Consider the following 25,211-nt stretch of genomic DNA (forward strand, 5'->3'; position numbering starts at 1 on the left):
GAACATCATGACCAGTTCGACCGACCAGCACGGGCTCGACGAAGAGTTCGAGCACAAGCCCGTCCCGCTCTCGCACCGTCACCGGTTATCTTCGGTCGCGGCGGTGTGGTTCGGCTTTCCGATGATCATTACGAACGCAGTATTCGGCGGAGTTATCGCCTATAACCTCGGCTTTTCGCGGGCGCTGCTCGCGATCCTGATGGGCAACGCCATTCTGCTGACATACGTCGGTACGTTGAGTTTTATCGCCGGTAGTACCGGTCGCAATTTTGCGCTTCAGGCCGAGCGTACGTTTGGCAAAAAGGGCTACGCAATCACATCCGGCTTTCTCGCGAGCGTCGTCGTCGGATGGTATGCGTTTCAGACCGGCCTCACCGGCACGACGGTACATGCGTCTTTCGGCTGGAACGAAACGGCGACTATCATCGTGGCCACGCTGCTCTATACCGCTGTGACGTTCGTCGGCATTCGTGCGCTGTCGATCGTCGGCATGATCGCCGCGCCACTCTATGTGGCGCTCGGTCTCGTAGCGCTGTACCTGATCGGATCGGCGCACGCACTATCAACAGTGTTTCTTTACGACGGGCTTGGCATGAACAGCCTGATGTCCTTCGGCGGCGCCGTCACGTTGGTGGTGGCGACCTTTGCTGATTCCGGCACGATGACCGCGGATTTCACACGCTGGTCAAAGGACGGAAAGAGCGCGGTCTACGCGACACTCACCGCGTTTCCGTTTGCGAACCTGATTGCACAGGTGTTCGGTATCGCGATCGTATGCGCGGGGGCCGCTGCAGCGCCGGCGACGCAGGGTGGTAACTTCATGCCGGTTCTGACCAGCCATGGCGGCGTGCTGTCGGGCATTGCGCTGATTTTCGTCTTCGTGAACCTCGGGTCAGTGTGCACGCATTGCCTGTACAACGGCGCGGTGGGCTGGGGACGCATTGCGGGCAAAAAGATGAGAACCATGACGGTCCTGCTCGGATTGCTTGGCGGCCTGCTGGCGTTGGCTGGCGTGTGGAGTCTGTTCCTGAACTGGCTGAACCTGCTCGGCGTGCTGGTACCGCCAATCGGCGCGGTGATCATCGTCGATCAGATCTTCGTCCGTCATTATTCGTACGATGAAGACGTACCGAACTTTCGTGGCAGCGCGTTCGCGGCGTGGGCACTCGGCGCGCTCGCCGCGTTGCTCGTTCACGGGATGGCACCGTGGTTTTCCGAAGCGGTCGCGGGGATGCTCGTAGGTGCGGTAGCCTATTACGCGCTGTCGCTGGGGGCGAAGCGCGCAGTGCGTCAGCGCAACGGGTTGCTTTAGCGGACGGTTGCCGTTTGGCGGGGTCGCCAAACGGTAGCTCAGGCTCCATTCAGATCTGCTCCGTCGCACTTCAGTCGCCGCGACGCACGCATGTCTCTTACGTCTGTCACGGACCCGCAGTGTCAGGTCGCGGCGGCTAGCGCCCGCCTCATCGTGGCACCGACCACATCGACGATGGGTCAAGAGGCTGACTTCGACCCTGTAGAGCCGTTCGAACTCAGGGCACCGCAACGACCGCTTCCGAAGTACTTCAGCCGCTTGCCCCATCGGGTTGATCGCCCAGGCAGGACGGAGAGATCGCGCCTGGCAGAGACGGGAGTACCCGTGAGCCATTCTGCACGCAGGCCCAGCGCGCCTGGCTTAGAAACGGTGACGCAGGCCCACAGTCGCTTCTACCTGATTGCTCGTGGACGACGGCGCGCTCACTCCGTTAATCCAGGCCACACCCAGTGGGGAGTTGCTGCCCGCGCTCAGCCCCTGCCAGGTTCCCTGTACGTATGCATCCGTTCGGCGGGAGAAACTGTAGTCTGCCATCGCGCTCACCTGGTTCCAGTGCGGACTGCCGCTGCCTGCGTTTCCACCCGCGCGCGAATACGTATATGCAGCCGAAAGTTCAACGGCTGGGTTCAGCGCATATCGGAAGTTACCTTCGAAGTTCTGGAAGTGCGTGCTAAAGCCAGTCTGAAACAGACCCGTCAGATTGGTCTGCGTGTACACGAAGCCTGCAACTGCTGGGCCGAACGTGTAATTCACGCCCGCGCCCCAGGTTTGCTGGCGGGCGGCAAGCGCGCCTAACGGAACTGCGGTTGGTGACAGTAGCCCCTGGACCGAAGAGCCGGTCGTATCGGTCACCGCGCCACCTGTATTGACCTCGCCAGGTGTCCTGGCAGCGCTATTCAGATGCAGATAGCCCGCCCCAAAGTTCAGGGGCCCCCAGACGTAGGACATGCCCACACTCCAGGCACGATTGTTTGCAAAGCCACCGGCCTGATTCGAGAAACCATACAGCGCGCCGATCTTGAATCCGTAATATTCCGGACTCTGATACTTGACCGAGTTATTGATCTGGAACGAATCGTTAAGGTTGTCGACGTCGAATGGGTGAGCGAAGTGCACACCGCCAAATTCCGTGCCCGTCAGCGAAAGCGGCGCCACGAAGTCGACCATGTCATCGGTCTGGCGACCTAGCGTGAGCGTGCCATATTCGCGGCTGGTCAGACCAACAAAAGCCTGGCGGTTGAAGAGGCGGTTATTCGACGACAGTTGCCCGTTGTTCACGTTGAAGCCACTTTCGAGGGTGAAGATGGCCTTCAACCCGCCGCCCAGATCTTCGGCTCCCCGCAGCCCCCAGCGGCTGTACTGCACTGAACCGCTGGTCATCTGCCAGTTGCTGTGGCCGCCCGAACCCGTTCCAGAGATCTGGCTATTGGTATAGGTCAGCCCCGCGTCGATCAGGCCATACAGCGTCACACTGCTCTGGGCATGCGCCGTCCCCGTCAGGGTGACGAGCGCAGCGCCGGCTAAGAGGCACTTTTTCATGCGCTTGCTCCAGTTAATACCGAACGACGGGATACACCTGGAATGCTTCACACAGAGCGTTGCCGAACCTGGCTGCGAGCGTCTCGCCAGAAAAGTATAGGGCGTTTTTGTCAGGACGCAGGGGCGGGCGCGGTTCCCGCGTTATCCGGCTCCTTCGCGGCATTGCTGTCATCCGGGTCAACCTCAGTCCGCTTACTAATGCTGACTGGACTTCTGAGTGTCCCATTGGTCCCGCCGTCGAATGGTCTGTGATGGCCGGGACGCAGCGGCGCGGGACCCTATCGCCGTCCTGCAATGACTGGTTCGGAGCAGATCGAACAGGCGCTATCGACCCGTTACGGTCGGTCGTCCGATCGTGGTCCCTTCGTCGCGTTTTGAAGTACAACGGTCATCCGACGGCGGATGTTGTTGGTCGGGCATCGGCCAACACGGTCAACCGCGAATTAACATCCCTTGATGCGCAAAAGCGGTATTCGTCAAACTGCGGCAACTTCAACTTTAGAGCACTGCGTACTGACCGCTCGTGATCTCGGCAGAAACCTCGCTCTGCCCTACCGCCAAGTGCCACTGTCGAGGACGGCGGACAAGGCTGCCGGCGAATCTGGAAATCCCGTCAGGGCTATCGATTTTGGCTGACACTTTCTAGCGGTCTCCAAAACAGGATCAGTTCGGAAGATGGGCCGCAAGAATGCATCCGATTCGGCATAGGCATCGAGCGGAAGCACATGCGCTACGTATTGGTCCGGCCGGACAACGACGAGCGCACCCCGCTCGCGATCGATATCACGCTCATCGAAGATATCAGTCGACGCGTTCTCCCAAATGCCTTTTCTTGGTCGATCGGGCCGTATCGTCCTTCGCAGCAACAACGACGCATGCAGATCATCGAGCAAGACTTCTCGATGAGGCTCCTGCAACACGGCCCAGCGCCCCCCCTGTTTACCCTGAAATCACGAAGCGCTTTGGGAGTCTCCGTCGATCGGGATCAATTGACCTGAAATAGATCGTCCTGCATCGGATGCAAGAAAGACGGCAAGCGCCGCGATGTCGGCCGGATCGACGAAACGCTTGATCGACTGATTGCCGAGCGCCGCCGCTTTTTCTTGTTCGACTGTGCGGCCGCTCGCAGACGCGCGTCCGGAAAGCACCTGTTCGATGCGCGGACCTTCGACGGCGCCCGGCAAGATCGCATTGACGCGAATGCCGAATTCACCGAGTTCGCGCGACAGCGTCTTCGTGAAACCAATGAGGCCCCATTTCGTCGTCGAATAAGGACTTCGATTCGGATAACCGAAGCGTCCGGCCAGCGACGACATGACGAGCACGACGCCCGCGCTCGATTGCTTGAGCAGCGGAATGGCGTGCTGCGTGACCGTGAACGTTCCGGTCAGATTCACGCGGAGCACGGCTTCCCACGCGTCCGGGTCCATGTCCGCGACGCTCGCGGTCGGCCCGGCGATGCCCGCGTTGTTGACGAGCACGTCGAGACCGCCGAGCGCGGCCGCCGCATCCGCGACCATGTTTGAAACCGCCGCGCGATCCGCGATGTCGCACACCGCCGTCTTCACGCCGGGCAATTGCGTCTGCATGTTTTGAAGCGCGGTTTCGTCGATATCGCAGACAAAAACGCTCGCGCCGTCCGCGACGAACGCTTCCGTGATCGCGCGCCCTATTCCGCCCGCGCCCGCCGTTATCAGGACGCGCTTGCCTTTCGATGTGGTCATGAAATCCTCGATTTACTTATTCGCAGGCCGCGCGGATGAAGTCGGGAACGGGAACGGCTTTGAGCCGGCCATCGGCCTGTTTGACGCACAGCGCGCGCGTCGCGCGGCCTTCGCAGATCAAGCTCTCGCCGCGCATGATCCGATGGCTCTGGATAAAAGCTTTGCCGCGCCACTCTTCGACGCGGCTGTGAATGTCGAGCCGTTCGCCGTAAGTCGCGGAATTGACGAAGCGCGTGTGAAACTCCAGCAGCGGCGGGCCGATGCAATCGGGCAACGCGTCCATCTCTCGCCACGGCGGCAGGCCGCACTGTATAAAGTAGTCGTGCGAGGCGGCGTCCATCCAGCGCGAAAAGTTGGGGAAAAAGACGATTCCGGCCGGGTCGCAATCGCCGAATTGAACATCGATCGAATAGACAGTTTGTTTACTCACGAACTTATGCTCCGGATACCAGTGCAGACATTGTGCGGGTTTCGCCGACGCCACACTGTCGGCGCGGCGACAGTTCACGTTCCGTCACGCGCGAGCGGCGTCGGAGGACGCGCATGACGCGGCAAACAAAAGTCGTCACGGCGACGCTGTCGGTCGACGAACTGCTCGCGCAATCGCCGTGGTTCGTCGCGCTGGATGATGCCGCGAAAACCCGCGTGCGCCCCGACATCACGGAACGTGCGGTCGCCGCCGGTCAGTCTTTGGGCCGTCACGGCGAACGGCAGCAGATGTGGTTCGGCGTGCTCGAAGGCATCATCAAATGGTCGATCACCGCGCGCGACGGGCAGACCGTAACGCTCGGCGGCCAGTCGATGGGCAGTTGGTTCGGCGAAGGCACGCTGATCCGCAACGCGCCGCGCGAATCCGATCTCATCGCGCTGCGCGACAGCCGCGTCGCACAGATTCCGCGCGCCACCTTCGTCTGGCTTCGCGAAAATCGGCCGTCGTTCAACGAATTTCTGCTTCATCAGATGAACGAGCGTCTGCACTGGTTCATGGGCGCGGTCGCCGCGCACGGGCTGCTCGACACCGACAGTCTCGTCGCGCGGGCGCTGGTCGGCATGGTGCAACCGCTGTCCAACCCGAGCGGCACGGTACATTTGCCGCTGTCTCAGGAAGAGCTTGCCAATCTGGCCGCAGTTTCGCGCCAGACGTGCAACAAGGCGATGACGCGCTTCAAGAACGCCGGTCTTGTGCGGACGGAATACGGCAGCATCGTCGTGCTGGATCTGCCCGGGCTCAACGCGCTGTCGCGGTAGATTCGCGGACGGTTCTTCGAAAGAACGGCTCAGTGTTTACGCTCATCCCAACTGTCGCGCAATCGACAGTCGTGGCGGCGCTCACTCGAAATAATGCGTGTCAACCCAGTCCAGGAGACGCGCAATGAATCGCACCAGTCCGCTCCCCGCCGCAGCCGTATTCGTCGAGCGCCCGTCGGGGCAATTGGTGGAAGACGCGGTCTTTCGCAAAATCACCTGGCGCATCATGCCGATGATCCTGATCGCGTATGTCTTCGCGTTTCTCGATCGCATCAACATCGGCTACGCGCAGCTCCAGATGAAGCAGGATCTCGCCTTTTCCGATGCCGTCTATGGCCTCGGCGCGGGCATTTTCTTCGTGACATATCTGCTGTTCGAAGTGCCCAGCAATCTGCTGCTTGAAAAGATCGGCGCGCGGCTGACGTTTCTACGGATCATGGTCCTGTGGGGCCTCGCGTCCGCCGCGACCGCGTTTGTTTCCGCGCCGTGGCAGTTCTACGGCATCCGGCTGCTGCTCGGAATTTTCGAAGCGGGATTCTTCCCCGGCATCATTCTGTATCTGACCTACTGGTATCCAAGCCAGCGTCGCGGCCGCGTGACGGGTCTGTTCCTGTTCGGCATGCCGATCACGGGTGTGCTCGGCGGCCCGCTGTCGGGCACGATCATGAGCGGCATGGAAGGCATCGGCGGGATGCATGGCTGGCAATGGCTCTTTCTCGTCGAAGGATTGCCGACCGTGCTGATCGGCGTGCTGCTGTATCGCCTGTTGCCGAACAAACCGGCCGGCGCGCCGTGGTTGAACGACACCGAAAAAGCACTCGTGCAGTCGGTTCTCGATGCCGATCATCGCGGTGACGTCAAACCCGGGCATCACGGCCGTCTCGCCGCCGCGCTGGCCGATCCCAAAACCTACGTGCTGGCCTTCGTCTACTTCTGCTGCGCGTGCGCCGTCTACACGCTCACGTTCTGGCTGCCGACGATGATCAAAGGTCTCGGCATCGCCCCGATCGCGACGATCGGCTGGTACACCGCCGTGCCATATAGCTTCGGCGCACTCGGCGTGCTCGTCATCAGCCGCAGTTCGGACCGCTTCAAGGAACGCCGCTGGCACGTCGGCGGCACGCTGGTTCTCGGCGCGGCGGCGCTGGCATCGACATCGTTTCTCGGCACCGCGATCGTCCCCGTCATGGTTCTGCTGTGCGTCGCCGCGTTCTTTATCTTCGGCGGCGGATCGCTCTTCTGGTCGATTCCGCCCACTTATCTCGGCCAGGAAGCGGCGGCGGCCGGCATTGCGGTCATCAGCTCGCTCGGCATTCTCGGCGGCTTCGCGAGTCCGACGCTGATCGGCTGGATCAAGTCCGTGACCGGCAGCATTCAGATGGGCCTTCTCGCATTGACCGCGCTCGTCATCTGCGGCGGACTGACCATTTTGCTTGGATTGCCGAAGAGCGCAGTCCGCGTCGGCACGATCGACGACGCAAGCGCGCACTGACCGCCCTCTTTCTTCAGAACCTCATTCTTCATCGGAGAACACCATCATGAGCAAGCCCAAAGTCATTGTGACCGTTGCGCCCACCGGCGGCATGGCCACCAAGAAGATGAACCCGAATCTGCCCACGCAGCCGCAGGAAATCGCCGACGATACCTACCGCTGCTACAACGCAGGCGCGAGTGTCGTGGCGGTCCACGCGCGCCGTCCCGACGATCAGGCGACCTGCGATCCGGCCATCTACAGCCATATCAACCGGCTGATTCGCGACAAGTGCGAGATCATTTTGAACAATTCGACGGGCGGCGGTATCGACGGCGACATGGTTCGCGAGCTCGACAACGGCCTCTGGGAAATTCAGTGGGAAGAGCGTCTGAAAGGCATGCAGGGTGATGGCGTCGAAATGTGTACGCTCGACGCGCAGACGGTGATCGCGAGTTTCGGCGGCAAGGAGATTCTCGTCGCGACGCCGCCTTCGCGCATCCGCCAGATTGCCGAGATGATGAAAGCGCGTGGCATCAAGCCCGAATGGGAAGTGTTCGGTCTCGCCGATATCGTTCAGGATGTGCAGCGCGCGATCAACGACGGCCTGGACGACGCGCCGCATTTCATCAACATCGTGATCGGCGCGAATGCGTTTCAGGGCGCATTGCCCTACACGCCGCGTCTGTTGCAGACGATGGTCGATCATCTGCCGCGCGACACCGTGTTCAACGTGAGCGCGATCGGCGCTGCGCAATTGCCCGCCGCGATGAATTCGCTCTTGCTGGGTGGCCATGTGCGCGTCGGGCTCGAAGACAACCTGTATTACCGGCACGGCGAACTGGCGACGAACGTGCAACTGGTCGAGCGGCTCGTTCGCATGGTGCGCGAGATGGGTTACGAACCGGCGACGCCTGAGGAAGCGCGCGAGATCATCGGACTGCGGCCGCTGCACGCAACCGTCGATGCCGCCTGTCTGGAGCACTGAGCCATGACGAAGATCGCGATCGTCGGCACGGGCGTGATCGGCGCGGGATGGGCCACGCATTTTCTGGCGCATGGTTTCGACGTCATCGCGACCGATCCCGCCGAGGGCGCGGAGTCGCGCCTGCGCGGGTGGATCGACGAGAACTGGCCGGTTGTCGAGCGACTCGGTCTTTCGGGTGATGCCTCGCGAGAAAGGCTGGTCTTCATGACCGATTTAACCGCAGCGTTGCGCGATGCCGATTTCATTCAGGAAAGCGGCCCGGAGCGACTCGACGTCAAACAGGCGTTGATCGCCGACATTGAACGCGCGGCGAAGACGGACGCGATCATCGCGTCTTCGTCGTCGGGATTGCCGGTCAGCGAGATTCAGGCTCACGCGCAGCATCCGGAGCGGATCGTACTTGGGCATCCGTTCAATCCATCGCACATCATTCCGCTGGTCGAGGTCGGCGGCGGACGGCTCACATTGACGGAATACATAGACCGGGCGATGACGCTCTACGCTTCAACTGGCAAGAAGGTTATCCGCATCAACCAGGAAGTCAAAGGTCATATTGCTAATCGCCTGCAAGCGGCGATTTGGCAAGAGGCGATCAGTCTGGTACAGCGCGGCATTGCCTCCGTGGAGGATGTCGACACCGCAATCTCCTACGGCCCCGGTCTGCGCTGGGCCCTCCTCGGTCCGTTTCTCAACCTTCATGCTTCCGGCGGTCCCGGTGGCATCACACATGTGCTGCGGCATCTGGGCCCAGCTCAGCGCGAGTGGGCGAGAGATCTGGGCACGTATCCCGAGACGGACGACTACATCGAATCGATCGCGAAGGGCGTCGAAACGAAACTACAGTCGCACGACTTTGCCGAAATGATTCGCCAGCGCGATCAATTGCTGATCGAATTGCTGGAAGCGAAGCGCGAGCTCTCTCAGATTCCATAGAGCCAGCAATGCGAGATGAAGAAGAAACCGTCTGCGCTCATCAGCCCTTCAAGGCGACAGAAAGTGAACCTATCGATTAGCGGGCTGCGTCAGTGCGCACGGACATTCGTAGGCCGCACGGCGGGTTACGGAGCGAAGCCGACGTCTGAATGTCCGCGCAACCGCCGGGTAGCTGTCCGCAATTGGCCGGCTAGTGCCCGACGACCGAGCGCGACGATCGCCTCGGGCGCGGTTCTCATGCGAAAGGCATAACACGACCCGAAAGAGACAATGGCCTTTCGCGAAAGCGGTCATTCCAACAAACCGAAACGGAAATGTGATGCGGCCACCGAGAGTCGGTCTGCTCAAGAGCGTGTGTGGTTTCCGAGTACTGAATTGATCGATTTGCCTGCGCGCTACGGCAAAGCTAGTACTGGTATGCTTGGCAACCTACACGAGCGCGCGCCGAGCGGGCTCGTGGCTCAACATAAAGTTCAGCCGCACGGGGCGGATCAAAACTGGACGAAAATTCGCGATGAGCACTGCATTGAACGACGACCCGCTGCACACTGCTTTACCGCTAAGCCGCTTGTTGTTGCCATCGGGGCCGCCGACGCTTGCGCCCGGCATGCACAGCAATTTCAGCGTTCAAGGCGACGCCCGACAAAGCTTCCTGGCCTGGCAGGAGCGTATGAGTCCAGTCTACGACATACGGCCTTCGTCAAAGCAAGCTGAGGATACGTTCGATGCATCACTGTCTCGTTACACGATCGACAATCTGAGCTTCTTCGACTTCCGCACCGGGCCCAACCTGGCTGTGCGATCGTTGGGTCGGGTTTCGACCGAGAGCATTCGCGACATCAGCTTCAGCGTATTCCTTGAAGGGCCACCGGGGCAGTTCCTGGGCGGCAAGCCACGGCTAGACGCGCCGCATATACCGCAAGTGCCAAGTATCCTCGCGCTGGACATGGATCAGCCGTGCACGATCCGGAGTTTTCATGGTCGAATACTGCTTCTTTTTGTGCCGCGCGCCCTGGTGGAAAGGTCGTTCCCTGATGCCGCCTCGCTGCATGGCCGCTGGATTCACGCCACCACCCCTTTGACACGCATACTGATTGAGCATCTGGTGGCGCTAAAGCTACAAATCGTCGGACTGAGCAAGGAAGAAGCGCATCAGTCCCTTGTCAATGCGGTAGAGCTACTCGTTGCAGCTTTCAGCCGTCAAGCGGGTCTTTCCGGGAACGGCCGGGCAGCGGTACGTGCGGCTGTCTATGGACAAGTGCGGCGGCATGTCGAGGCCAATCTGCACGATCCGGATTTGTCGCCTGACACCGTGTTGGCATCGCTGCATCTCTCGCGCGCCAGCGTGTACCGTCTCTTTGAGCATGAAGGCGGCCTGGCCGCTTATATTCGTAGCCGCAGGCTGCGAATGGCGGCAGATGAGTTGGTGCGCTTTCCGCATATGGAGGTACAGGACATTGCCTTCGGGTTGGGTTTCAATGACGCCTCGAGCTTTACGCGTGCATTCCGTCGCGCCTTCGACATCGCGCCACGGGAATTGCACGAGTATGCGCCGTTGCTCCAGCGCAAACATGCAAGACGGAAGCGCTTCACATAGACGGGCGATGTTAAACAGATTGGATTGTTAGCTGCGATCGGGGGCGCGAAATCACGTGGCCGCGTAAGTTCGACAGAAGCCTCGACAGCGCAGAGGAGCCTGCTGATTGGCAACGATCTACGCAACCTTGCCAAGTGACCGAAACTGGCCGGCTAGTGCCCGACGACCGAGCGCGACGATCGCCTCGGGCGCGGTTCTCAGGCGAAAGGCATAACACGACCCATTGCCGTCGTACGAACCTCCATTGTCGCAGTGACCGCTTCGAGGTGCGGAGCGGACGTCCACCCAATGAGTAGTTCTCTTCAGCACGTTTCTGGTCTTCGTTGTCCTGTCACGACAAGGGCGACCGGCAGCCTTCCGCTCCACAGAGGTCATCGGTTTTCCTCCGGGCGTCGGATATCGCCAAGGGTCAAATCTGGCGAGGAGCACATGAACTGAATCAAACCGGCAGGCGTAAGATGCGCCGTATCCGCCCTCAACAAAGTCGGTCATGTCTCCCGGGCCGCGGAACGGCTGGCAGTTTGATGATCCGAGCTCGACTTCCGTCATGCCGTATCCTCGCGGCATTCGATTCGAAACGTAGCCCACACCGGGCGTGCTCTCAAAGGACTGAGAAGATGAGAATCCGACGCGATCCGCACGTCTTCATTGCAGCAGCCTTGAGCGCTGCGCTCGCAGTCAGCCTGGCCGACGGCGCTTGGGCACAGCAAGCGACCAATAACTCCGGCGCGGGCAACAACAACGGTGGCGGCATGCAGCAGATTCAGCGTCAAGGTGACATCGAGTTCGTATCGGGCGGCGTCGGCGCCGACGAGTCGCATGCGCTGGAGCGAGCGCGCAGCCAGTGGCCGCTTGGGCTGAGTTTCACTGGCTCGGGTTTGGACTACGTTGCCGACGTGCAAGTTAGGATCGTTGATCCCCACAACGCGAACGTACTAAACGCAACGTCGCAGGGCCCGTACATGCTGGTGCGACTGCGGCCGGGCCGGTACACCGTACATGCGAGCTACAAGGGCAACGAGCAGAGCAAGGCGGTAACCGTGCCAGCTAAGGGCAGCGCCAGGTTGACCTTCGATTGGGCCTCTCAATAAGGGGGATGGGGCCTCCCGGCCAAGCTAGGCCATAGGCCCAACTCGATCAGCATAACTACGCGCCCTTAAATTCCCCGCGGGACGGAGGAGGGGTCTGTCCATGGCCGGTCGGTAGCGTGAGGAATGGCGCGTTGGCCGGAGCAACGTCGCAGCTTTTCGCGCAAATCAATAGTCGGACCACGTATGTAGCAAAAGATTTGTATTCCGACGGCGAGTTGTGCAGACTCTTGGCGCAGGATTCTCAGTGCTGTCGCTCATGCTCCCGGTTTTTATTTGGTAATTTGTCCTGGGTCCACTTGCGTAAGGGGACGGTCCTGTGTGCTCAATACTGCGATCGCTTTGAGCGTGAAGGTGGCAAGTGCCATGTCGCAAAGCTCCCGGCACACCGAAAGGGTCGCGCTGAGCGAAACCGAATAACGCTGCTGCAGGAATTTCAGCCGAAAGACCCGGCTTGCGCAAGCTGTGCCGAGCGGCAGCCGCAATCGAGGTTCTCAATTCAAGTGCGGGAGGAACATGAACGGCGGAGTATTCAAGGTTACATGCGTCGTCATTCTGTCTACCCTCATCGGGTGGATTCTTTATATCGGTCGGCCGGTGCTTGTTCCGTTAGCGTTTGGTGTGATCGCTACCTATGTCATTTTCGGCATTGCGAACCTATTGCAACGGATTCCGTACATTGGCGCAAAGCTTCCGGTTGGCATCCGCTCGTCGATAGCGGTCGCCCTCCTGGTGCTGACGATCTATGTCTCCATCAACCTGCTGATATCCGACAGGGACCGCCTGATCGCGCTCGCACCGAAGTATCAGGCAACGCTGCTTGCGTTGGTCGGCAAAATCGCTGCGGTCTTGCAGGCGCAAACCGAACCGACCTGGGAGTCCATACGCCGCGACATGTTCGCCAAACTCAATATCCAGGGCATAGTCACCGCGACGTTATCGTCCCTATCGGGCATGATCGTGACGATCTTCGTTGTGGCGCTCTATACGGCGTTCCTCCTTGCCGAGCATGCGCGATTTCGCAGAAAACTGGCACGGATCGCGAACAACGCTGCGGCGATGCACATCGTGAGCGTCGTAAATAAGATCAACGCCAAGATCGGCATGTATCTCGCGCTCAAGGCACTACTCGGTGCGAGCATCGGCCTCCTCAGTTGGGTTTGCATGCTGTTCGTCGGACTGGAACTGGCCGAACTGTGGGCCGTCCTGATTGCGGTCCTCAATTTCGTGCCGTACATCGGGTCAGTTATTTCGGTAGGCTTTCCAACCCTGATCGCGGGTCTTCAATTCGGGCAATGGAGCGAGGTCTTGCTCGTATTCGCTACGCTTTCGGTGCTGAACTTCGTTGTCGGGAGCTTGGTCGATCCGTATCTGATGGGCGAATCGTTGAACCTCAGCCCCCTTGTGATCCTCGTTAGCATGGCAGTCTGGTCCTCGATCTGGGGAGTGGCCGGTGCGTTTCTGGCCGTTCCGATCACGGTTGGTCTTCTGATCGGCTTTTCGTCATTCGAGTCGACGCGTCCCTTTTCGGTGCTATTGACGCACAAGGATTGAGCCTTTGCACATGGCCCTGACCGACTGTCTCGAATTTCGCCCCCGGGGTCGCATACCATCAAACCCCAGGCGAGTCGAAGAACCATTGCCAAAGCCTTTCGCCGGGACCACAGGTCTTGCCCTTGGTGTCTGAAAAAATCCGCAGCAAAATTCCGGCTGGCGCAACCGCAGACGAAGTCATTACAGCACTTTCGTGCCAGCGGATGTGCGCCCGACGTGCCAAGCTTTGACATCCGGGTTACGAACAGAACTCGACTAGCCGTTGGAGGAACCGACGATGACAAACAGAACCCGGCGCACTCACTCAGTGGCGTTCTACGCGAAGGCTGCATTGACCGCTGTCCGAGGCGAACGCACGCTGGCAGAACTGGCTCAGCAGTTGGATGTTCCAAAATGGAAAACTTCCGGGACCGATACAATCTAACAGGCGTGAGTTCTGAAAAAAATCATCAACTGGACGACTCGCAAGGAAAAAAACAGGTACGCAATACTCAGTGCAATCTGTAACCCAAGGTGCCACCGCAATCTCGCCAGCTTTCGCAATCCATCGATGAAGTTGAGCGCCGTGAGTCCGCATCCTGCTCCGGCGACGACGTAACCCGCTAACAAGGGATTCGACAGGCCAGGCAGGTGGATCGTATCGAAGTTTCTTACCGTCTCGAAGCCTGCTGCAACAATGATGGTGGCAACCAGAAGATTTCTGGCGTGCTCGAAAACTGCTCTCAGGCCACCGTGATCGAAGAGTGCCTGCCCGATAGAACCCGTAACGAATTTCATTGAATTCCTCCATCGTAAGCTCGGCCCGAGGCTATCACTGCCGTCAGTAGGTTTTGACTCGCGCGGATCGCTGAACCGCGCAGCGGGCGTAAAAGGCGGCATCCAGCGAATTGCTATGGCAAGGTCAAGAGGCTCAACGACCTGCCCGTCCGTCGCAATGCGAGTCAACGTTGAGTCTGTCCGACAAGTCATCAGAATATGACGCGCTCATGACGACGTTTTCAGTGGATTTCCAGCCATGCAAACAAACGGGCCTGCATGGGTGCCGTCTGCGATGCAGCTGGGTCACGCCTGCAAGAAGGTCGACTGAATGCAAAGAACTCTCGCTTTACTAACAAATCGGATTGACAGGCGACGTGGCAGCGCCCCCGCCCTTCCTGCGAAAGTGCTCATTTGACTGTACGGCCGGCCTGGCATAACGTAGATGCGCGTTGTGATAGCAGTGCTGCAGTACATCACGATTCGAGCGGTGGTACATCGCGCCACAAGCCGACTTCCCATTTACTGAGTTGTGGTGAAGCGGACATTGCAACAGATATCGCAGGGGGCAAGCCTCACGTAATCATCTGTCCTGCGACTGACGCGCTTCGCCAGGACCGGCCGGATGGTGATGCAACCCGGTCGTCATCCCATGCCCGATCACGAATACAACCATCGAGCTGCCATGAGTTCCTCTGACGGAAAGCGGAAACTGCGACCTGGATTGCTTCGCTCAATGTTGAGCGCAGCACCCGCTCTGATTTTGGGTCTTGCGTTGACCTCCGCGCATGCGGAAGCAATAGTAGGCGCAAAAGAGATCTGCATGCGGAAAGGGACGTATTCAATGGCTGGCGGTGGCACGACGATTTTCTCTCGCGACAAAACCTGCTTCAGCCCTCCCGTCACCACCCCCTGGCCGTGGGAGAAAAAAGCTGCGCGCACGCAGCTAGGCGCGCCCGATCCTTTCACGCACGTCCGAATAGTCCGGTATGACTATCACGATGCACGGTACCAGTGTGCGAAACGGCATTTGCGCCTGCCGACGATTGGAGAGCTTAAAGCGCTTTTCGCTTACGCAAACACGGGCGATACAGCGGTTACGGGGAACAGATACGCGATCGTTGCACCAGAGGGCGATGGCCGTTATCCTGGCGGTCGACACGGATGGGGAGGCGACAGCCCTTACTGGTCTCACACCTTCGCGGGTCACGGCAAGCACGAGGTGATCGATCTTGGCAACGGCCGGGTCAGCACTCACCACGATTCGTTCAGGAACTATGTGACGTGCGTACGCTGAAAGGGCAATGGGCTCACAGTCGCGCGTGGCCAGGTTGCAACGCGCCCCCACATAGCGCACCTTCTACATAGCGTGTAAATAGTGCCTCGCCTGGACCGGAGTTTCATCCGCCGGGAAGCGTGGACAGAATTTTGCCGGCCCTGCCACTCACATCCTGTGTTGCTTGCTTGCGTGCCGCCAGTTGGTCCCAATCGCCGACAACATCCCGTTATCCGTAAATCGGGAGCAGCAGAAACAACTTGATGACGATCGCATTTGCGATATCAATAAAGAACGCTCCCACCATCGGCACCACCAGGAAGGCCAGATGGGAGGCGCCAAAGCGCGCTGTAATGGCCTGCATGGGCTATCGCGGTCGGTGTCGCTCCAAGGCCGAATCCGCAGTGTCCGGCGGCCAGCACGGCGGCGTCGTAGTTACGTCCCATGACCCGAAAGGTGACGAAAATGGCATAGGCGGCCATCGCGGTCGCCTGCACCACCAGGATTACGAAAAGCGGCAGGGCCAGCGACGCCAGGTCGCCTAAGCGCAGACTCATCAGCGCGATCGCGAGAAAGAGTCCGAGGCTTACATTGCCGAGCAACGACGCCGCGCTCTCAAAAACACGATACCAACCGCGCACGGAAAGGCCGTTGCGCAGCACGACGCCGACGAACAGCACACATACGAACGCGGGCAACTCGAACGCGGTACCAGCCAGGATCCAATCGCCGAGCCGACCGCGAGACAGACGGCAATCAGCGCCACTGTTTCGATCATTGCTTCCGCCATAACCGGCCTCACAGCTTCGGGTTGCTCGAAACCGGTCTCGCCCGCCAGGTCCGATCTAGGCTTCGGGCTAAGCTTATAGCGCGTGATCAGCAAACGCGCGACCGGGCCCCCGATCAATCCCCCAAGTATCAGGCCAAACGTGGCACAGGCGATCGCAATTTCCGTCGCATACGCGAGTCCGTGGCGTTCCGAGAAGACCCTCGCCCCCTCGCCCAGGCTGCGCCCGTGCCGTGGCCGCCCGAGAGCGTCACTGATGCCCCCAGCAGGCCAAGCAGCCGTTCTGCCCTAACGCCCATGCCAGACCGATGCCAAGCGCGTCCTGCATCACGAGCAGGCCAACCACCGCGCCGAGAAAACCGGTCAACGCCCGGCCGCCAGCCTTCAACTCGGTCAGATCTGCGTTCAGGCCGATCGTGGCAAAGAACGTCAGCATCAGCGGCACCTGAAGCGTTGCATCAAAGCGCAGGTCGAACTGCGCGAACCTGCGTAGCAGAAAAGTCAGCAGCGCCACAAGCAGTCCGCCGACAACCGGTTCCGGGATGCTGCAGGTCTGCAGGATGCGACTGCGGGCGAGAATCTGCCGCCCAAGCAACAGGACGAGGGAAACCGCCATCAGGGTTTCCAGCGTGTCGAGGCTCATGATTTGCTTCCTTGATCTTCGGCCTGGCTAACCGGTTTCGCACAATGAGGCGAGCAGCACAGTTCCCTCACTCACCGGAGCAACAGATAGCCGGTCACACCCGATAACATTGACCCGACAATCACCCCCAATCTGACAGGCGTGGAATATTCGGGACTTTCGAAAGCGAGAGAGCCGATAAACAGGCTCATCGTGAAGCCGACGCCGCAAAGAGCGGCGACTCCAGCCAGCTGGCGCCAGCTAGCTCCCTCAGGCAGTGTGGCCTGACGCAGCCCGATTAGCACGGCGCTCGCCCCGCAAACCGCGACGAGCTTTCCGATGAACAGGCCTGCGGCAATGCCAAGAGGCAGCGGTTGCGCCAGTGCGGCAAGCGTCACTCCGGCAAACGGGACACCGGCATTTGCGAAAGCGAAGATCGGCAGGATGCCGAAGGCAACCCATGGGTGAAGGCCATGTTCGATCCGATGCAGGGGCGCCTTGCCTTCAGAATCCAGCGTCGTTAGCGGCACAGCGAACGCAACAGCCACGCCCGCAAGTGTTGCATGAACACCGGACTTCAGAACAAAGACCCACAGGATTACGCCGACGACCATGTACGGCGCGATACGCGTGACTTTCAGCACGTTCAGTCCTATCAGCACGGCGATTGCCAAGGCCGCGAACAGCAGCATCAGGATCGAAAGCCCGGCAGTGTAGAACAGCGCAATGATCGTGATCGCGCCCAGATCGTCGGCAATGGCAACGGCAGTCAGGAATACCTTTAGCGACACCGGCACCCGGTTGCCGAGCAGCGAAAGAATGCCGAGCGCGAATGCAATGTCTGTGGCCGTGGGAATGGCCCAGCCATTCAGGGTTGCGTCGCTTCCCCGGTTCACGAGGAGATAAATGAGAGCCGGCACCACCATTCCAGCCAACCCTGCAGCGACTGGCAGCACGACCTGAGCGGGCGTAGACAGTTCACCTTCAATGACCTCGCGCTTGACCTCCAGTCCGATCAGCAGGAAGAAAACCGCCATCAAACCGTCGTCGACCCACATGAGGAGCGGCTTCGCGAGCGCGAATGATCCCACACGCACCTCCACGGGAATCTTCAGCAGATCGTCGTACGCGGACCGAAGGGGGGTGTTGCTGCAGATCAGCGCGAGTCCCGCGGCGGCGGCAAGCAGCAAACCACCCGCCGATTCCAGCCTCAAGAATTCGGCCATGCCGGCGGTTACCTTGCGGACCGCGTTGTCGATCACCATGGATGTCTCCGTTGAATGCGCAACAACGCCCTAAAAAAATCGGTCATGCACCCGTGGTGCACCGGGCGTCCGGTGTAGCCCGATTTCACATGAATGTCACCGCACCGGTGTGCAGGTCATACATTGCGCCGGCGATCCTGACCTGCCCTTTGTGTTCAAGATCAAGCAGTATCGGGCTGCTGTTACGGATTGTCGCGATCGCCTGCCCCACATTCGATCGCGCCACGGCGTCCACAAACTCCTCGTTCTTGCTACTTCGTTCACCCGTGTATTGTGTTGCTTCGATCGCGGGCCGGATGGTCTCAAGCAGTCCCGTAAGATTACCCAGCTGCACGTTATCGATGGCGCCCTTGATCGCTCCGCACGCCGTGTGCCCCATCACCAGCAGAACTTTTGCACCTGCGACCGCACAGGCAAATTCGAGGCTGCCGAGCATGTCCTGATTGACAATGTTTCCTGCCACGCGGGCATTGAACGTATCGCCAATACCCATGTCCAGGATGATCTCTGCCGGCGCGCGGGAATCGATGCAGCTCAGGATAACGGCTGCCGGATACTGGCCAGTCGCACTCGCGCGCTTTTGCGCAAGGAAATCCTGCTTCTTCATCCTGCCAGAACGGAATCGCTCATTACCCGTTTTCATCATCGCGATGATCTGGTCGGGCGTTAGCGTGTCCCGCTGTGTTTTTGTCAACGCGGCTGCTTCGGCAGGACCAGCCTTGAACCCCACTCCGGCGACAAGTGACACCGCACTTATCCCCGCTTTCAGCCACAGGCGCCGTCCGCCATCCTTGGGCTGCCCAGCAAGGCAACAGCTCGGGTTCGTTTCCATTGCGATTCCTCCTTGACCTGATTGAGAAAGCCTTCATGCGGCATCCTGAACACCCGGTACCGTGCATCGCACATGAGTCCCGCGTGTTCGCGCAGATCGCTGCAGCCGTTTCTGCACTAACTCCGGCAAACATTGTCAGCGCCAGCACATCATCTGGCAGAACCAACCAGGACGGCGATGGCGAGGCGCGCTCACACCAGGTTGCCCGTCACGCTCAATGGATTCGCTCGCGATGCGGCGCTACCGATACGCGGACATACGCACTCCAATTTTCCAGACACATTCGGGGTGGTAGTTCGCCATCGACTTGCTCGCCCCTGTCCGAGAACTGCTTTCATGGCAAGCCATTCGCCTATCAATACAGCAAGGACCGGCATCAGCCTTACGAGCTGCATCCGCCAACATTTGCGGGGAGCGGCAACCGCGTCGGCAATATCCGCCAGATCGGGCTCCTGTTCATGACCTGGCATGATCACACTCCGCGGCGTCCCAGATGAGACGCGGGTCGAACGTCATCGCTGCAAACATGGTCAGCACGACGACTGCTCCGAAGGCAATGGCGGCAGGACCCGCCTCGATGGTGGCCAATGATTTGAACTGCACCAGCGCAACGAGCATCGTGATCACGTATATGTCAAGCATCGACCATCGGCCGACAAATTCGACCGCACGATAGATGCGCGTGCGCTGTTCTGGCAGCCGCTTCGACTGGAGCTGGGTTGAAGCGGTCAGATAGGCCAGTGCGAGGATCTTCAGCATTGGCACAGCCACGCTCGCTATAAACACGATTGCCGCGAGGAGCCAGGACCCGGAAGTCCATAGATAGGCCACTCCACTCATGATCGTGTCCTTCTGTGCACCGAACAGTGAACTGGTGTTCATCACGGGCAAGACATTCGCCGGGATATAGAGCACCGTCGCAGCAATGAGCAGCGCCCATGTGCGTGACAGACTGTTCGGTGTGCGCATATGCAGCGACGCGCCGCAGCGCGGGCAAGACAGGTTCTGCCCGTGCGCAGGCACCCTCGCGAGCAGTCCGCAGTCGTGACACAGCGCAAGACCGTGTTGTGCTGCGGTCACGGCGTCGCATGGCGCTGGCTCGCGCGCCTGCCCAGCGTCGACTGTATCCCTCTCTGCGGTGACCCGCGACCACAGGTCTCTCGGTTCAAAAGCAGCTGCGGCAGCTGCCAGTACGAGCATCAGCGCGCCGAACGACCATAGCGCAACACCGACCGCAACGCTTGCAATGTGCGCTAGCTTGACCAGCGCCACCAGCAGTCCAAGGATGAGCACCTCCGTCATTGTCCAGGGTCCGGCCAGGTGATACAGACGAAACACCATAGCCGTGTGCCACGGTATGCGGTTCACGCTAAGAGGCAGAAGGATCCAGAGCATGCTTGCGGTCTGAACCACCGGCATCAGGATGGTTGTGGCAAACACCAGTCCTGCGAGAGGCCACATTCCGTCCAGGTACAGCACCCGCACAGCGCCGCCGAGCGTCGTCTGGACCACTGTGCCATTGATCGACAGGCCGACAATGGGATAAAGATTCGAGATGACAATCAGCACCATGGAGGCAATACTGAAAGCCAGCGCGTGCGCCAGACCGTTTATTCGATTACGGTACAGCTCGGCGTTGCACCGACGGCAACGCAGCACGCCACCTGGTGACACCTGCGGCAACCGCTGGAGGAGATCACATTCGTGGCAGGCAAAGAGTTCACTGCGATTCATCGGGGCACCTGCTGACCCGGTTGGAGTTCAATGGGCTGGTCATCGTCGACCGGAGGCGTCGTCACCTGCTGCGCCCGGACGATTCAGCCTTCACGACGCCAACGTAAATGTCGCCGCCCTGTGTCTGCGTAAAGTTCAACTGCGCGTTGAATAGACTGCGTTCGGCATCGAGCACACCTCGACGTAGCTCGTGTAGCCGCCGTCGTCGCGAAGTGCGCATAGCTTCGCAACGCCTCGACCTCTCTGCCCAGAACGTCCACCTGCTCGCGCGACTCCGCACAGTAACCAGGGCATCATCCACCTGCTGGAACGCGACCCTGAATCGCCTGGCGCGATCAAATCTGAAGTGCAACACCTTCCTCGTGTAAGGTGCGCACATGCAAAAAAGAAGAACGTATCAACAGCTTCAGCCTGAAGAACGCATAACCATTGCAAGCATGAAGCAGCAGGGTTCGAGTGTTCGGGCCATGGCCCGAATACTCGGGCGCCCGGCATCAACCGTGAGCCGCGAGCTGACCAGAAACACGTGTTCTGCCGTGGGCTATGCGTCTGCGCCGGCGCAGTCGCTCAGCACGAGCCGACGCGAGGCGGCGCGCCCATGTCCCAAGCTGCACCCTCAAAGCGTGTCGTGGCGCGTCGTACTGACCCTGCTGGAATGGAAGTGGTCGCCGCAGCAGATCTCAGGTACCCTCAAGCGCATGTGGCCCAACGATCCGACCCAGCACGTCTCGCACGAGACCATCTACACCGCCATCTATGCGCAGCCACGCGGCGAGCTGCGCCGCCAGCTGATCGCCTGTCTGCGCCACGGCCACAGCACGCGTATGTCACGCAAGCGGGGCACTGACCGGCGCGGCCAGATCCCCGACATGGTGAGCATCCATGTGCGCCCGTTATAGAAATACTTCTATAACGGGCGCTATCCTCAGGTTGGAATTATGGAAGGTTCAAGCGAGCACGTTGCGGCGTCAAACGAAAATCGACGCCGCAGGTGCGTGAACGCCGCGGCATCGAGGCAAGTACGTGATCCATCAGCCAGTTACGAACCATCCATAATTATAGTGACTGCAGAAACCGGAGAAGATCATCTTTCGGTTGATACCGCAGCGGCGTGCGAGACGGTGCCTGGAGTGCCTTCAATGCCTTGTCCTTCATCTGCAGGTCCGCTTCGACATAACGATGAGTGGTAAGTGGACTTTCGTGTCCAAGCCACAGCGCGATGACGGTAACAGGAACGGCGGACTGAAGCATATGCATAGCGACCGAGTGTCGAACAAGGTGCGGAAAAATCCGACGCCGCGCAAGTTCTGGAAACTGTTGCGATGCGCTCTGGACTGCGAGCTTGAGCCGTTCGGTGAAGCCGATGCGCGTGAGCGGCGCGCCGGACCGGCCGGGAAATAGGGGTTCCTCAGGCCCACGTGGATATTGCCGTAGCCAGCGCTTGAGTTCTTTGGCGGTGTCGGGCCACAGCGGCACTGAGCGTTCCTTGCGACCCTTCCCATGTATACGAACCCACGCGGTGGGCCCGAGAACGAGATCAGACACGCGCATGTCGATCAGTTCGGAAACACGTACGCCGGTATTGTAGAGCGTTACCAGCATCACGTGGTCGCGCTGCCCAGTCCAGGTATGCGGATCTGGAGCGGCGAGGATGGCCTCGATATGTTCGCGGGACAGAAATCCGACAAGCGGCTGCTCAAACCGCTTCATGGGAATTGCCAGTACCGACCGCGTCAAGGCCACGGCCGAGGGCTCCTCGAACGAAACGTATTCCATGAAGGATCGGATAGCGGCAAAGCGTGCGTTGCGGCTGCGGATTGAATTATGCCGGTCCTGTTCGAGATGCCTGAGGAACTCGAGAATGAATGGCGCATTCAGGTCTTCAATCGTGATATCGCTCGGCCGCTTGTGCAAGCGTTGATGGGCAAAGGCCAACAGAAGCCGGAAACTGTCGCGGTAAGCCGCCACAGTGCAGGGGCTTGCGTGCCGCTGCTGCAGCAGACGCTGGGTAAAGAACTTCTGTAACAAGCTTGGGAAAGGCTGTGTGGTGGAGCGGCTCACGATGTACCTCCATGGCAGCGCACGAAGTGCCGGGCTGCGATTGCCAACAGCTCAGGCGTTGCTGTCTCATACCAATACGTGTCTGTGACCTTCGCGTGTCCAAGGTAGGTTGACAGGGCAAGAATGCTCCGGTCGATGTCCAGCCCCTGAGCGTACCAGTCCTGCAATCGATGGCAGACGAATGTATGTCGCAGATCCTGCAGTCGCGGCGCGGGATGATCGCCGCGAGCGCGCCACTTTAACTTCGCGCGCAGTAACTTGAAGGCGTACCCGACGCTTTGTGTGGAAGCAGGTCGACCGTAGTCGAACACGAAGAATGCGTCGGTATTACCGCCGAGGGGATCGCGGTCGCGTTTCTTGACATAACGGCGCAACGCTTCTGCTGCGGTGGGGTGTATCGGTACATAACGCGACTTGCCAAGCTTGGCGCATCGAATATGCAGCAGCCGTTGATCGAGATCGACGTCCAAACGGGCAAGCCCGGTCGCTTCCGAGATCCGCAGGCCTGTTGCCGCCATCAATCCAAAGATAGCTGCACAGCTTGCGCCACGCAGGCCACCCGGTGGGTAAAGGTGATCGCACGCGGCCAGCAGGTCAAGGATTTCCTCGTCCGTGAAAATGTGCGGCACCAACCGTCGATGGGCGGGCCCGAAAAGCCCACGGGGTGGCACCTCGGTTGCGGGATCGAATTGCCGGCAGTAAGAGGCAAAAGGTCGGATCGCCTCAATCCGGCGAGCGGCCGTTAGTCGCCGGCCACTGCGGCAGCTGCTGGCCCACCGAATGGCAAGTTGCACTGTCAGCGGACCGTGGTGGCCAACCTCTTTGACAAAGCGCGCAAATTGCCCGAGTTGCTTGCCTTCCGCTTTAAGCGCAAAGCCGGCCCGACGACGAACGGCAAGGTAATCGTCGATCCGGGTTGAGAAGGATGTGCGGGCGCTCACGATTGCCTCCCCGGCCATGGGAGCGCCACGCGCCGAAGCGAGGGAAGATCGATCTTCGCGTAAATAGTCGTCGAGTCAAGATCGCGGTGGCGCAACAAGTCGGCGATCTCCTTGAATGGAGCGCCACTTTGGACCATCCGACACGCCATGGTGTGCCTGAAAATGTGCGTGCCGCGGACGCGCTGCTGCAGACCGCAGCGTTCGGCAGCGTTACGAACCGCGCTTCGGACGATGTCCAGGTTGGCCGCAGCGTTGAGTGGCGGTCGATGGCGTACGAAAACTTCACGCCGCGTGGTCTGAGGGCGTCCGCGTTGCAGATACGCGGCGATTGCCTGGCCGGTCTTTCTTGGAAGAGGTACGAGGTCGGCTCGCTTGCCCTTGCCGTGAATCGTCAACGTTGCAGCCCGCCAGTCGATGTCATCCAGGCGTAGGCGCGCCACCTCTGCGCGTCGCAAGCCCAGGTCCAGCAGACAGCGCGTAATTGCGTAATCGCGCATACCAGTGGCGCTGTCGCGATCGAACGCATTGAGCAGTTGGCTGATCTCCGCAGGCGAGAGAACCTCGGGCAGTCCAGCGAGACGCCGCTGAGCGACCCGTGGCAGTGCCGCAATGAGAGCCGTGGTGGGAGTTCCGCAACTTGCTTTGAACGCGAAATAGCTGCGCAGCGAAGTGCCGACGCGCCTGACTGTACCGGGTGCGAGCCCGAGCGTGCGGTGCATGACAAAATGCACGACCTCCGCCGGAGTGAGCTTCAAAATTCGCACTGGGCGCGCGCCGAAACGATCGAGAAGAAGTTCGTGGACGTCGCGTAGCCGATCGCTACGTGTACTATCGGAGATACCGCGGACTTCCACCAGATGACGATTAAAGTCGGCCAACTCCCTTGCGATTGCGGTGGGAACGCTCTGGACATGGTGCGCCTGTACGTTGCCGAGCATGGCAAAAAAGTGCCTCAGCGCTGCACTGGCGTCGTTTCTCGTGCGACGGCATCGTGGGGCGCATCGACAATGAGGCAGATGTTGGTCGAGAAACCGGTTGACTATTGCTTCATTGATATCGGAAAGGCCGGCGCCCCGTTCGGAGAGCCAGTGAACGAAGTGGGCGACGCACCTGAAGTAGCGCTCTACGGTCTCCACGGCATAGCCACGCTCGGTCAGATAGTCAACATACGCATCTGCGTGCGCTGCCAACGCAGCCTTGGAAAACCACTGTTCGCCAAGAATCTGGCCAGGCTTAATACGCGAGTACATGGACATGACAACTCTCCTCGCAAAGACGAAACAGCACGAGGAAAGTACTGCAAATTATGGAAGATCGCCGGACTCGCGGGCGCACCAGGTGCCCTACAAACGAGCCCTATCCTGATAGACGTGCGCCGAACCTTCCATAATTCCAACCTGAGGATAGCGCCCGCCTGAGGTCGACGACCGGGTGATGCCAGGTCACTGGGAAGGCGACTTCATAAAGGGCGCCGGCAACCAGT

The 25,211-nt window shown here is 59.9% G+C and carries 18 protein-coding genes and 4 pseudogenes; 9 read left to right on the plus strand and 13 right to left on the minus strand.

Features of this window, described 5'->3' with window-relative positions; all coding sequences use genetic code 11:
* Positions 1 to 7: 7 nt before the first annotated feature.
* Positions 8 to 1,312: a cytosine permease gene (locus SB822_RS37440; protein ID WP_007578036.1), complete on the plus strand. Its 1,305-nt coding sequence runs from the start codon at positions 8 to 10 to the stop codon at positions 1,310 to 1,312.
* Positions 1,313 to 1,672: 360 nt separating this feature from the next.
* On the opposite strand, the gene SB822_RS37445 is transcribed toward SB822_RS37440, so the two are convergent.
* The 4 genes and pseudogenes from SB822_RS37445 to SB822_RS37460 form a co-directional block, all read right to left on the minus strand.
* Positions 1,673 to 2,851 carry a porin gene (locus SB822_RS37445; RefSeq protein ID WP_007578035.1) on the minus strand — a complete coding sequence of 393 codons (1,179 nt, stop codon included), beginning with the start codon at positions 2,849 to 2,851 and terminating at the stop codon, positions 1,673 to 1,675.
* Positions 2,852 to 3,519: 668 nt separating this feature from the next.
* Positions 3,520 to 3,774, minus strand: a pseudogene (locus SB822_RS37450) (3-hydroxybenzoate 4-monooxygenase); the annotation flags it as partial.
* A 27-nt stretch (positions 3,775 to 3,801) separates the two neighbouring features.
* Positions 3,802 to 4,575, minus strand: coding sequence for an SDR family oxidoreductase (locus SB822_RS37455; protein WP_410856962.1), 774 nt, complete (start codon positions 4,573 to 4,575; stop codon positions 3,802 to 3,804).
* A 16-nt stretch (positions 4,576 to 4,591) separates the two neighbouring features.
* Positions 4,592 to 5,005 (minus strand): acyl-CoA thioesterase, encoded by a 414-nt coding sequence (locus SB822_RS37460; protein ID WP_007578030.1) that lies wholly within the window; start codon positions 5,003 to 5,005, stop codon positions 4,592 to 4,594.
* Positions 5,006 to 5,118: 113 nt separating this feature from the next.
* Here SB822_RS37460 and SB822_RS37465 point away from each other — a divergent pair, with 113 nt between their 5' ends.
* From SB822_RS37465 to SB822_RS37495, 7 genes are all read left to right on the plus strand, one after another.
* The gene (locus tag SB822_RS37465) at positions 5,119 to 5,823 is read left to right on the plus strand and encodes a Crp/Fnr family transcriptional regulator (protein ID WP_410856963.1); all 705 of its coding nucleotides are present in this window, start codon (positions 5,119 to 5,121) and stop codon (positions 5,821 to 5,823) included.
* A gap of 124 nt (positions 5,824 to 5,947) precedes the next feature.
* Positions 5,948 to 7,315, plus strand: coding sequence for an MFS transporter (locus SB822_RS37470; protein ID WP_086910421.1), 1,368 nt, complete (start codon positions 5,948 to 5,950; stop codon positions 7,313 to 7,315).
* A 46-nt stretch (positions 7,316 to 7,361) separates the two neighbouring features.
* The gene (locus SB822_RS37475) at positions 7,362 to 8,282 is read left to right on the plus strand and encodes a 3-keto-5-aminohexanoate cleavage protein (protein ID WP_007739803.1); all 921 of its coding nucleotides are present in this window, start codon (positions 7,362 to 7,364) and stop codon (positions 8,280 to 8,282) included.
* Between the two features lie 3 nt (positions 8,283 to 8,285).
* On the plus strand, positions 8,286 to 9,215 hold the full coding sequence (locus SB822_RS37480) for a 3-hydroxyacyl-CoA dehydrogenase NAD-binding domain-containing protein (RefSeq protein WP_007578025.1): 930 nt from the start codon (positions 8,286 to 8,288) through the stop codon (positions 9,213 to 9,215).
* A 514-nt stretch (positions 9,216 to 9,729) separates the two neighbouring features.
* Entirely contained in the window at positions 9,730 to 10,812 is a 1,083-nt protein-coding gene (locus tag SB822_RS37485) for a helix-turn-helix domain-containing protein (protein ID WP_007578055.1), read from the plus strand.
* A 617-nt stretch (positions 10,813 to 11,429) separates the two neighbouring features.
* Positions 11,430 to 11,903: a carboxypeptidase-like regulatory domain-containing protein gene (locus tag SB822_RS37490; protein WP_007578054.1), complete on the plus strand. Its 474-nt coding sequence runs from the start codon at positions 11,430 to 11,432 to the stop codon at positions 11,901 to 11,903.
* A gap of 513 nt (positions 11,904 to 12,416) precedes the next feature.
* Entirely contained in the window at positions 12,417 to 13,454 is a 1,038-nt protein-coding gene (locus SB822_RS37495; RefSeq protein ID WP_086910420.1) for an AI-2E family transporter, read from the plus strand.
* Positions 13,455 to 13,874: 420 nt separating this feature from the next.
* Here the strand turns inward: SB822_RS37495 and SB822_RS37500 are convergent, their stop codons facing one another.
* The 6 genes and pseudogenes from SB822_RS37500 to SB822_RS37525 all read right to left on the minus strand — a co-directional run bounded on the left by SB822_RS37500 (position 13,875) and on the right by SB822_RS37525 (position 20,726).
* The gene (locus SB822_RS37500) at positions 13,875 to 14,231 is read right to left on the minus strand and encodes a hypothetical protein (RefSeq protein ID WP_007578052.1); all 357 of its coding nucleotides are present in this window, start codon (positions 14,229 to 14,231) and stop codon (positions 13,875 to 13,877) included.
* 1,539 nt (positions 14,232 to 15,770) lie between these two features.
* Positions 15,771 to 16,492: pseudogene (locus tag SB822_RS37505) on the minus strand (sodium/glutamate symporter).
* Positions 16,405 to 16,916: pseudogene (locus SB822_RS37510) on the minus strand (sodium/glutamate symporter). Before SB822_RS37510 ends, SB822_RS37505 begins: the two co-directional pseudogenes overlap by 88 nt.
* Positions 16,917 to 16,987: 71 nt before the next feature.
* Complete coding sequence (gene nhaA, locus SB822_RS37515) at positions 16,988 to 18,160, minus strand: Na+/H+ antiporter NhaA (protein ID WP_007578018.1); 1,173 nt, start codon at positions 18,158 to 18,160, stop codon at positions 16,988 to 16,990.
* An 85-nt stretch (positions 18,161 to 18,245) separates the two neighbouring features.
* On the minus strand, positions 18,246 to 18,992 hold the full coding sequence (locus SB822_RS37520) for a carbonic anhydrase family protein (RefSeq protein WP_007578016.1): 747 nt from the start codon (positions 18,990 to 18,992) through the stop codon (positions 18,246 to 18,248).
* A 456-nt stretch (positions 18,993 to 19,448) separates the two neighbouring features.
* Complete coding sequence (locus SB822_RS37525) at positions 19,449 to 20,726, minus strand: paraquat-inducible protein A (RefSeq protein ID WP_039899862.1); 1,278 nt, start codon at positions 20,724 to 20,726, stop codon at positions 19,449 to 19,451.
* A 377-nt stretch (positions 20,727 to 21,103) separates the two neighbouring features.
* Here SB822_RS37525 and SB822_RS37530 point away from each other — a divergent pair.
* Positions 21,104 to 21,619, plus strand: a pseudogene (locus tag SB822_RS37530) (IS30 family transposase); the annotation flags it as partial.
* Positions 21,620 to 21,782: 163 nt separating this feature from the next.
* Here the strand turns inward: SB822_RS37530 and SB822_RS37535 are convergent.
* Genes SB822_RS37535 through SB822_RS37545 form a run of 3 tightly spaced genes read right to left on the minus strand, consistent with a single transcriptional unit; the run spans position 21,783 to position 24,984 of the window.
* A complete protein-coding gene (locus SB822_RS37535; RefSeq protein WP_410856964.1) occupies positions 21,783 to 22,787 on the minus strand; it encodes a tyrosine-type recombinase/integrase in 1,005 nt (334 codons plus the stop codon).
* The gene (locus SB822_RS37540) at positions 22,784 to 23,728 is read right to left on the minus strand and encodes a tyrosine-type recombinase/integrase (RefSeq protein WP_410856965.1); all 945 of its coding nucleotides are present in this window, start codon (positions 23,726 to 23,728) and stop codon (positions 22,784 to 22,786) included. Before SB822_RS37540 ends, SB822_RS37535 begins: the two co-directional genes overlap by 4 nt.
* Positions 23,725 to 24,984 (minus strand): site-specific integrase, encoded by a 1,260-nt coding sequence (locus tag SB822_RS37545; protein ID WP_410856966.1) that lies wholly within the window; start codon positions 24,982 to 24,984, stop codon positions 23,725 to 23,727. Before SB822_RS37545 ends, SB822_RS37540 begins: the two co-directional genes overlap by 4 nt.
* Positions 24,985 to 25,211 lie beyond the last annotated feature (227 nt).

The sequence above is a fragment of the Paraburkholderia sp. SIMBA_054 genome, from assembly GCF_046534875.1.
Classification (GTDB): domain Bacteria; phylum Pseudomonadota; class Gammaproteobacteria; order Burkholderiales; family Burkholderiaceae; genus Paraburkholderia; species Paraburkholderia hospita.

Bases quoted from the DNA above. Each gene is read 5' to 3' on its own strand.
- SB822_RS37440 (WP_007578036.1), top strand. From the start codon at position 8: ATGACCAGTTCGACCGACCAGCACGGGCTCGACGAAGAGTTCGAGCAC.
- SB822_RS37445 (WP_007578035.1), bottom strand. From the start codon at position 2,851: ATGAAAAAGTGCCTCTTAGCCGGCGCTGCGCTCGTCACCCTGACGGGG.
- SB822_RS37455 (WP_410856962.1), bottom strand. From the start codon at position 4,575: ATGACCACATCGAAAGGCAAGCGCGTCCTGATAACGGCGGGCGCGGGC.
- SB822_RS37465 (WP_410856963.1), top strand. From the start codon at position 5,119: ATGACGCGGCAAACAAAAGTCGTCACGGCGACGCTGTCGGTCGACGAA.
- SB822_RS37470 (WP_086910421.1), top strand. From the start codon at position 5,948: ATGAATCGCACCAGTCCGCTCCCCGCCGCAGCCGTATTCGTCGAGCGC.
- SB822_RS37475 (WP_007739803.1), top strand. From the start codon at position 7,362: ATGAGCAAGCCCAAAGTCATTGTGACCGTTGCGCCCACCGGCGGCATG.
- SB822_RS37480 (WP_007578025.1), top strand. From the start codon at position 8,286: ATGACGAAGATCGCGATCGTCGGCACGGGCGTGATCGGCGCGGGATGG.
- SB822_RS37485 (WP_007578055.1), top strand. From the start codon at position 9,730: ATGAGCACTGCATTGAACGACGACCCGCTGCACACTGCTTTACCGCTA.
- SB822_RS37490 (WP_007578054.1), top strand. From the start codon at position 11,430: ATGAGAATCCGACGCGATCCGCACGTCTTCATTGCAGCAGCCTTGAGC.
- SB822_RS37495 (WP_086910420.1), top strand. From the start codon at position 12,417: ATGAACGGCGGAGTATTCAAGGTTACATGCGTCGTCATTCTGTCTACC.
- SB822_RS37500 (WP_007578052.1), bottom strand. From the start codon at position 14,231: ATGAAATTCGTTACGGGTTCTATCGGGCAGGCACTCTTCGATCACGGT.
- nhaA (WP_007578018.1), bottom strand. From the start codon at position 18,160: ATGGTGATCGACAACGCGGTCCGCAAGGTAACCGCCGGCATGGCCGAA.
- SB822_RS37520 (WP_007578016.1), bottom strand. From the start codon at position 18,992: ATGGAAACGAACCCGAGCTGTTGCCTTGCTGGGCAGCCCAAGGATGGC.
- SB822_RS37525 (WP_039899862.1), bottom strand. From the start codon at position 20,726: ATGAATCGCAGTGAACTCTTTGCCTGCCACGAATGTGATCTCCTCCAG.
- SB822_RS37545 (WP_410856966.1), bottom strand. From the start codon at position 24,984: ATGTCCATGTACTCGCGTATTAAGCCTGGCCAGATTCTTGGCGAACAG.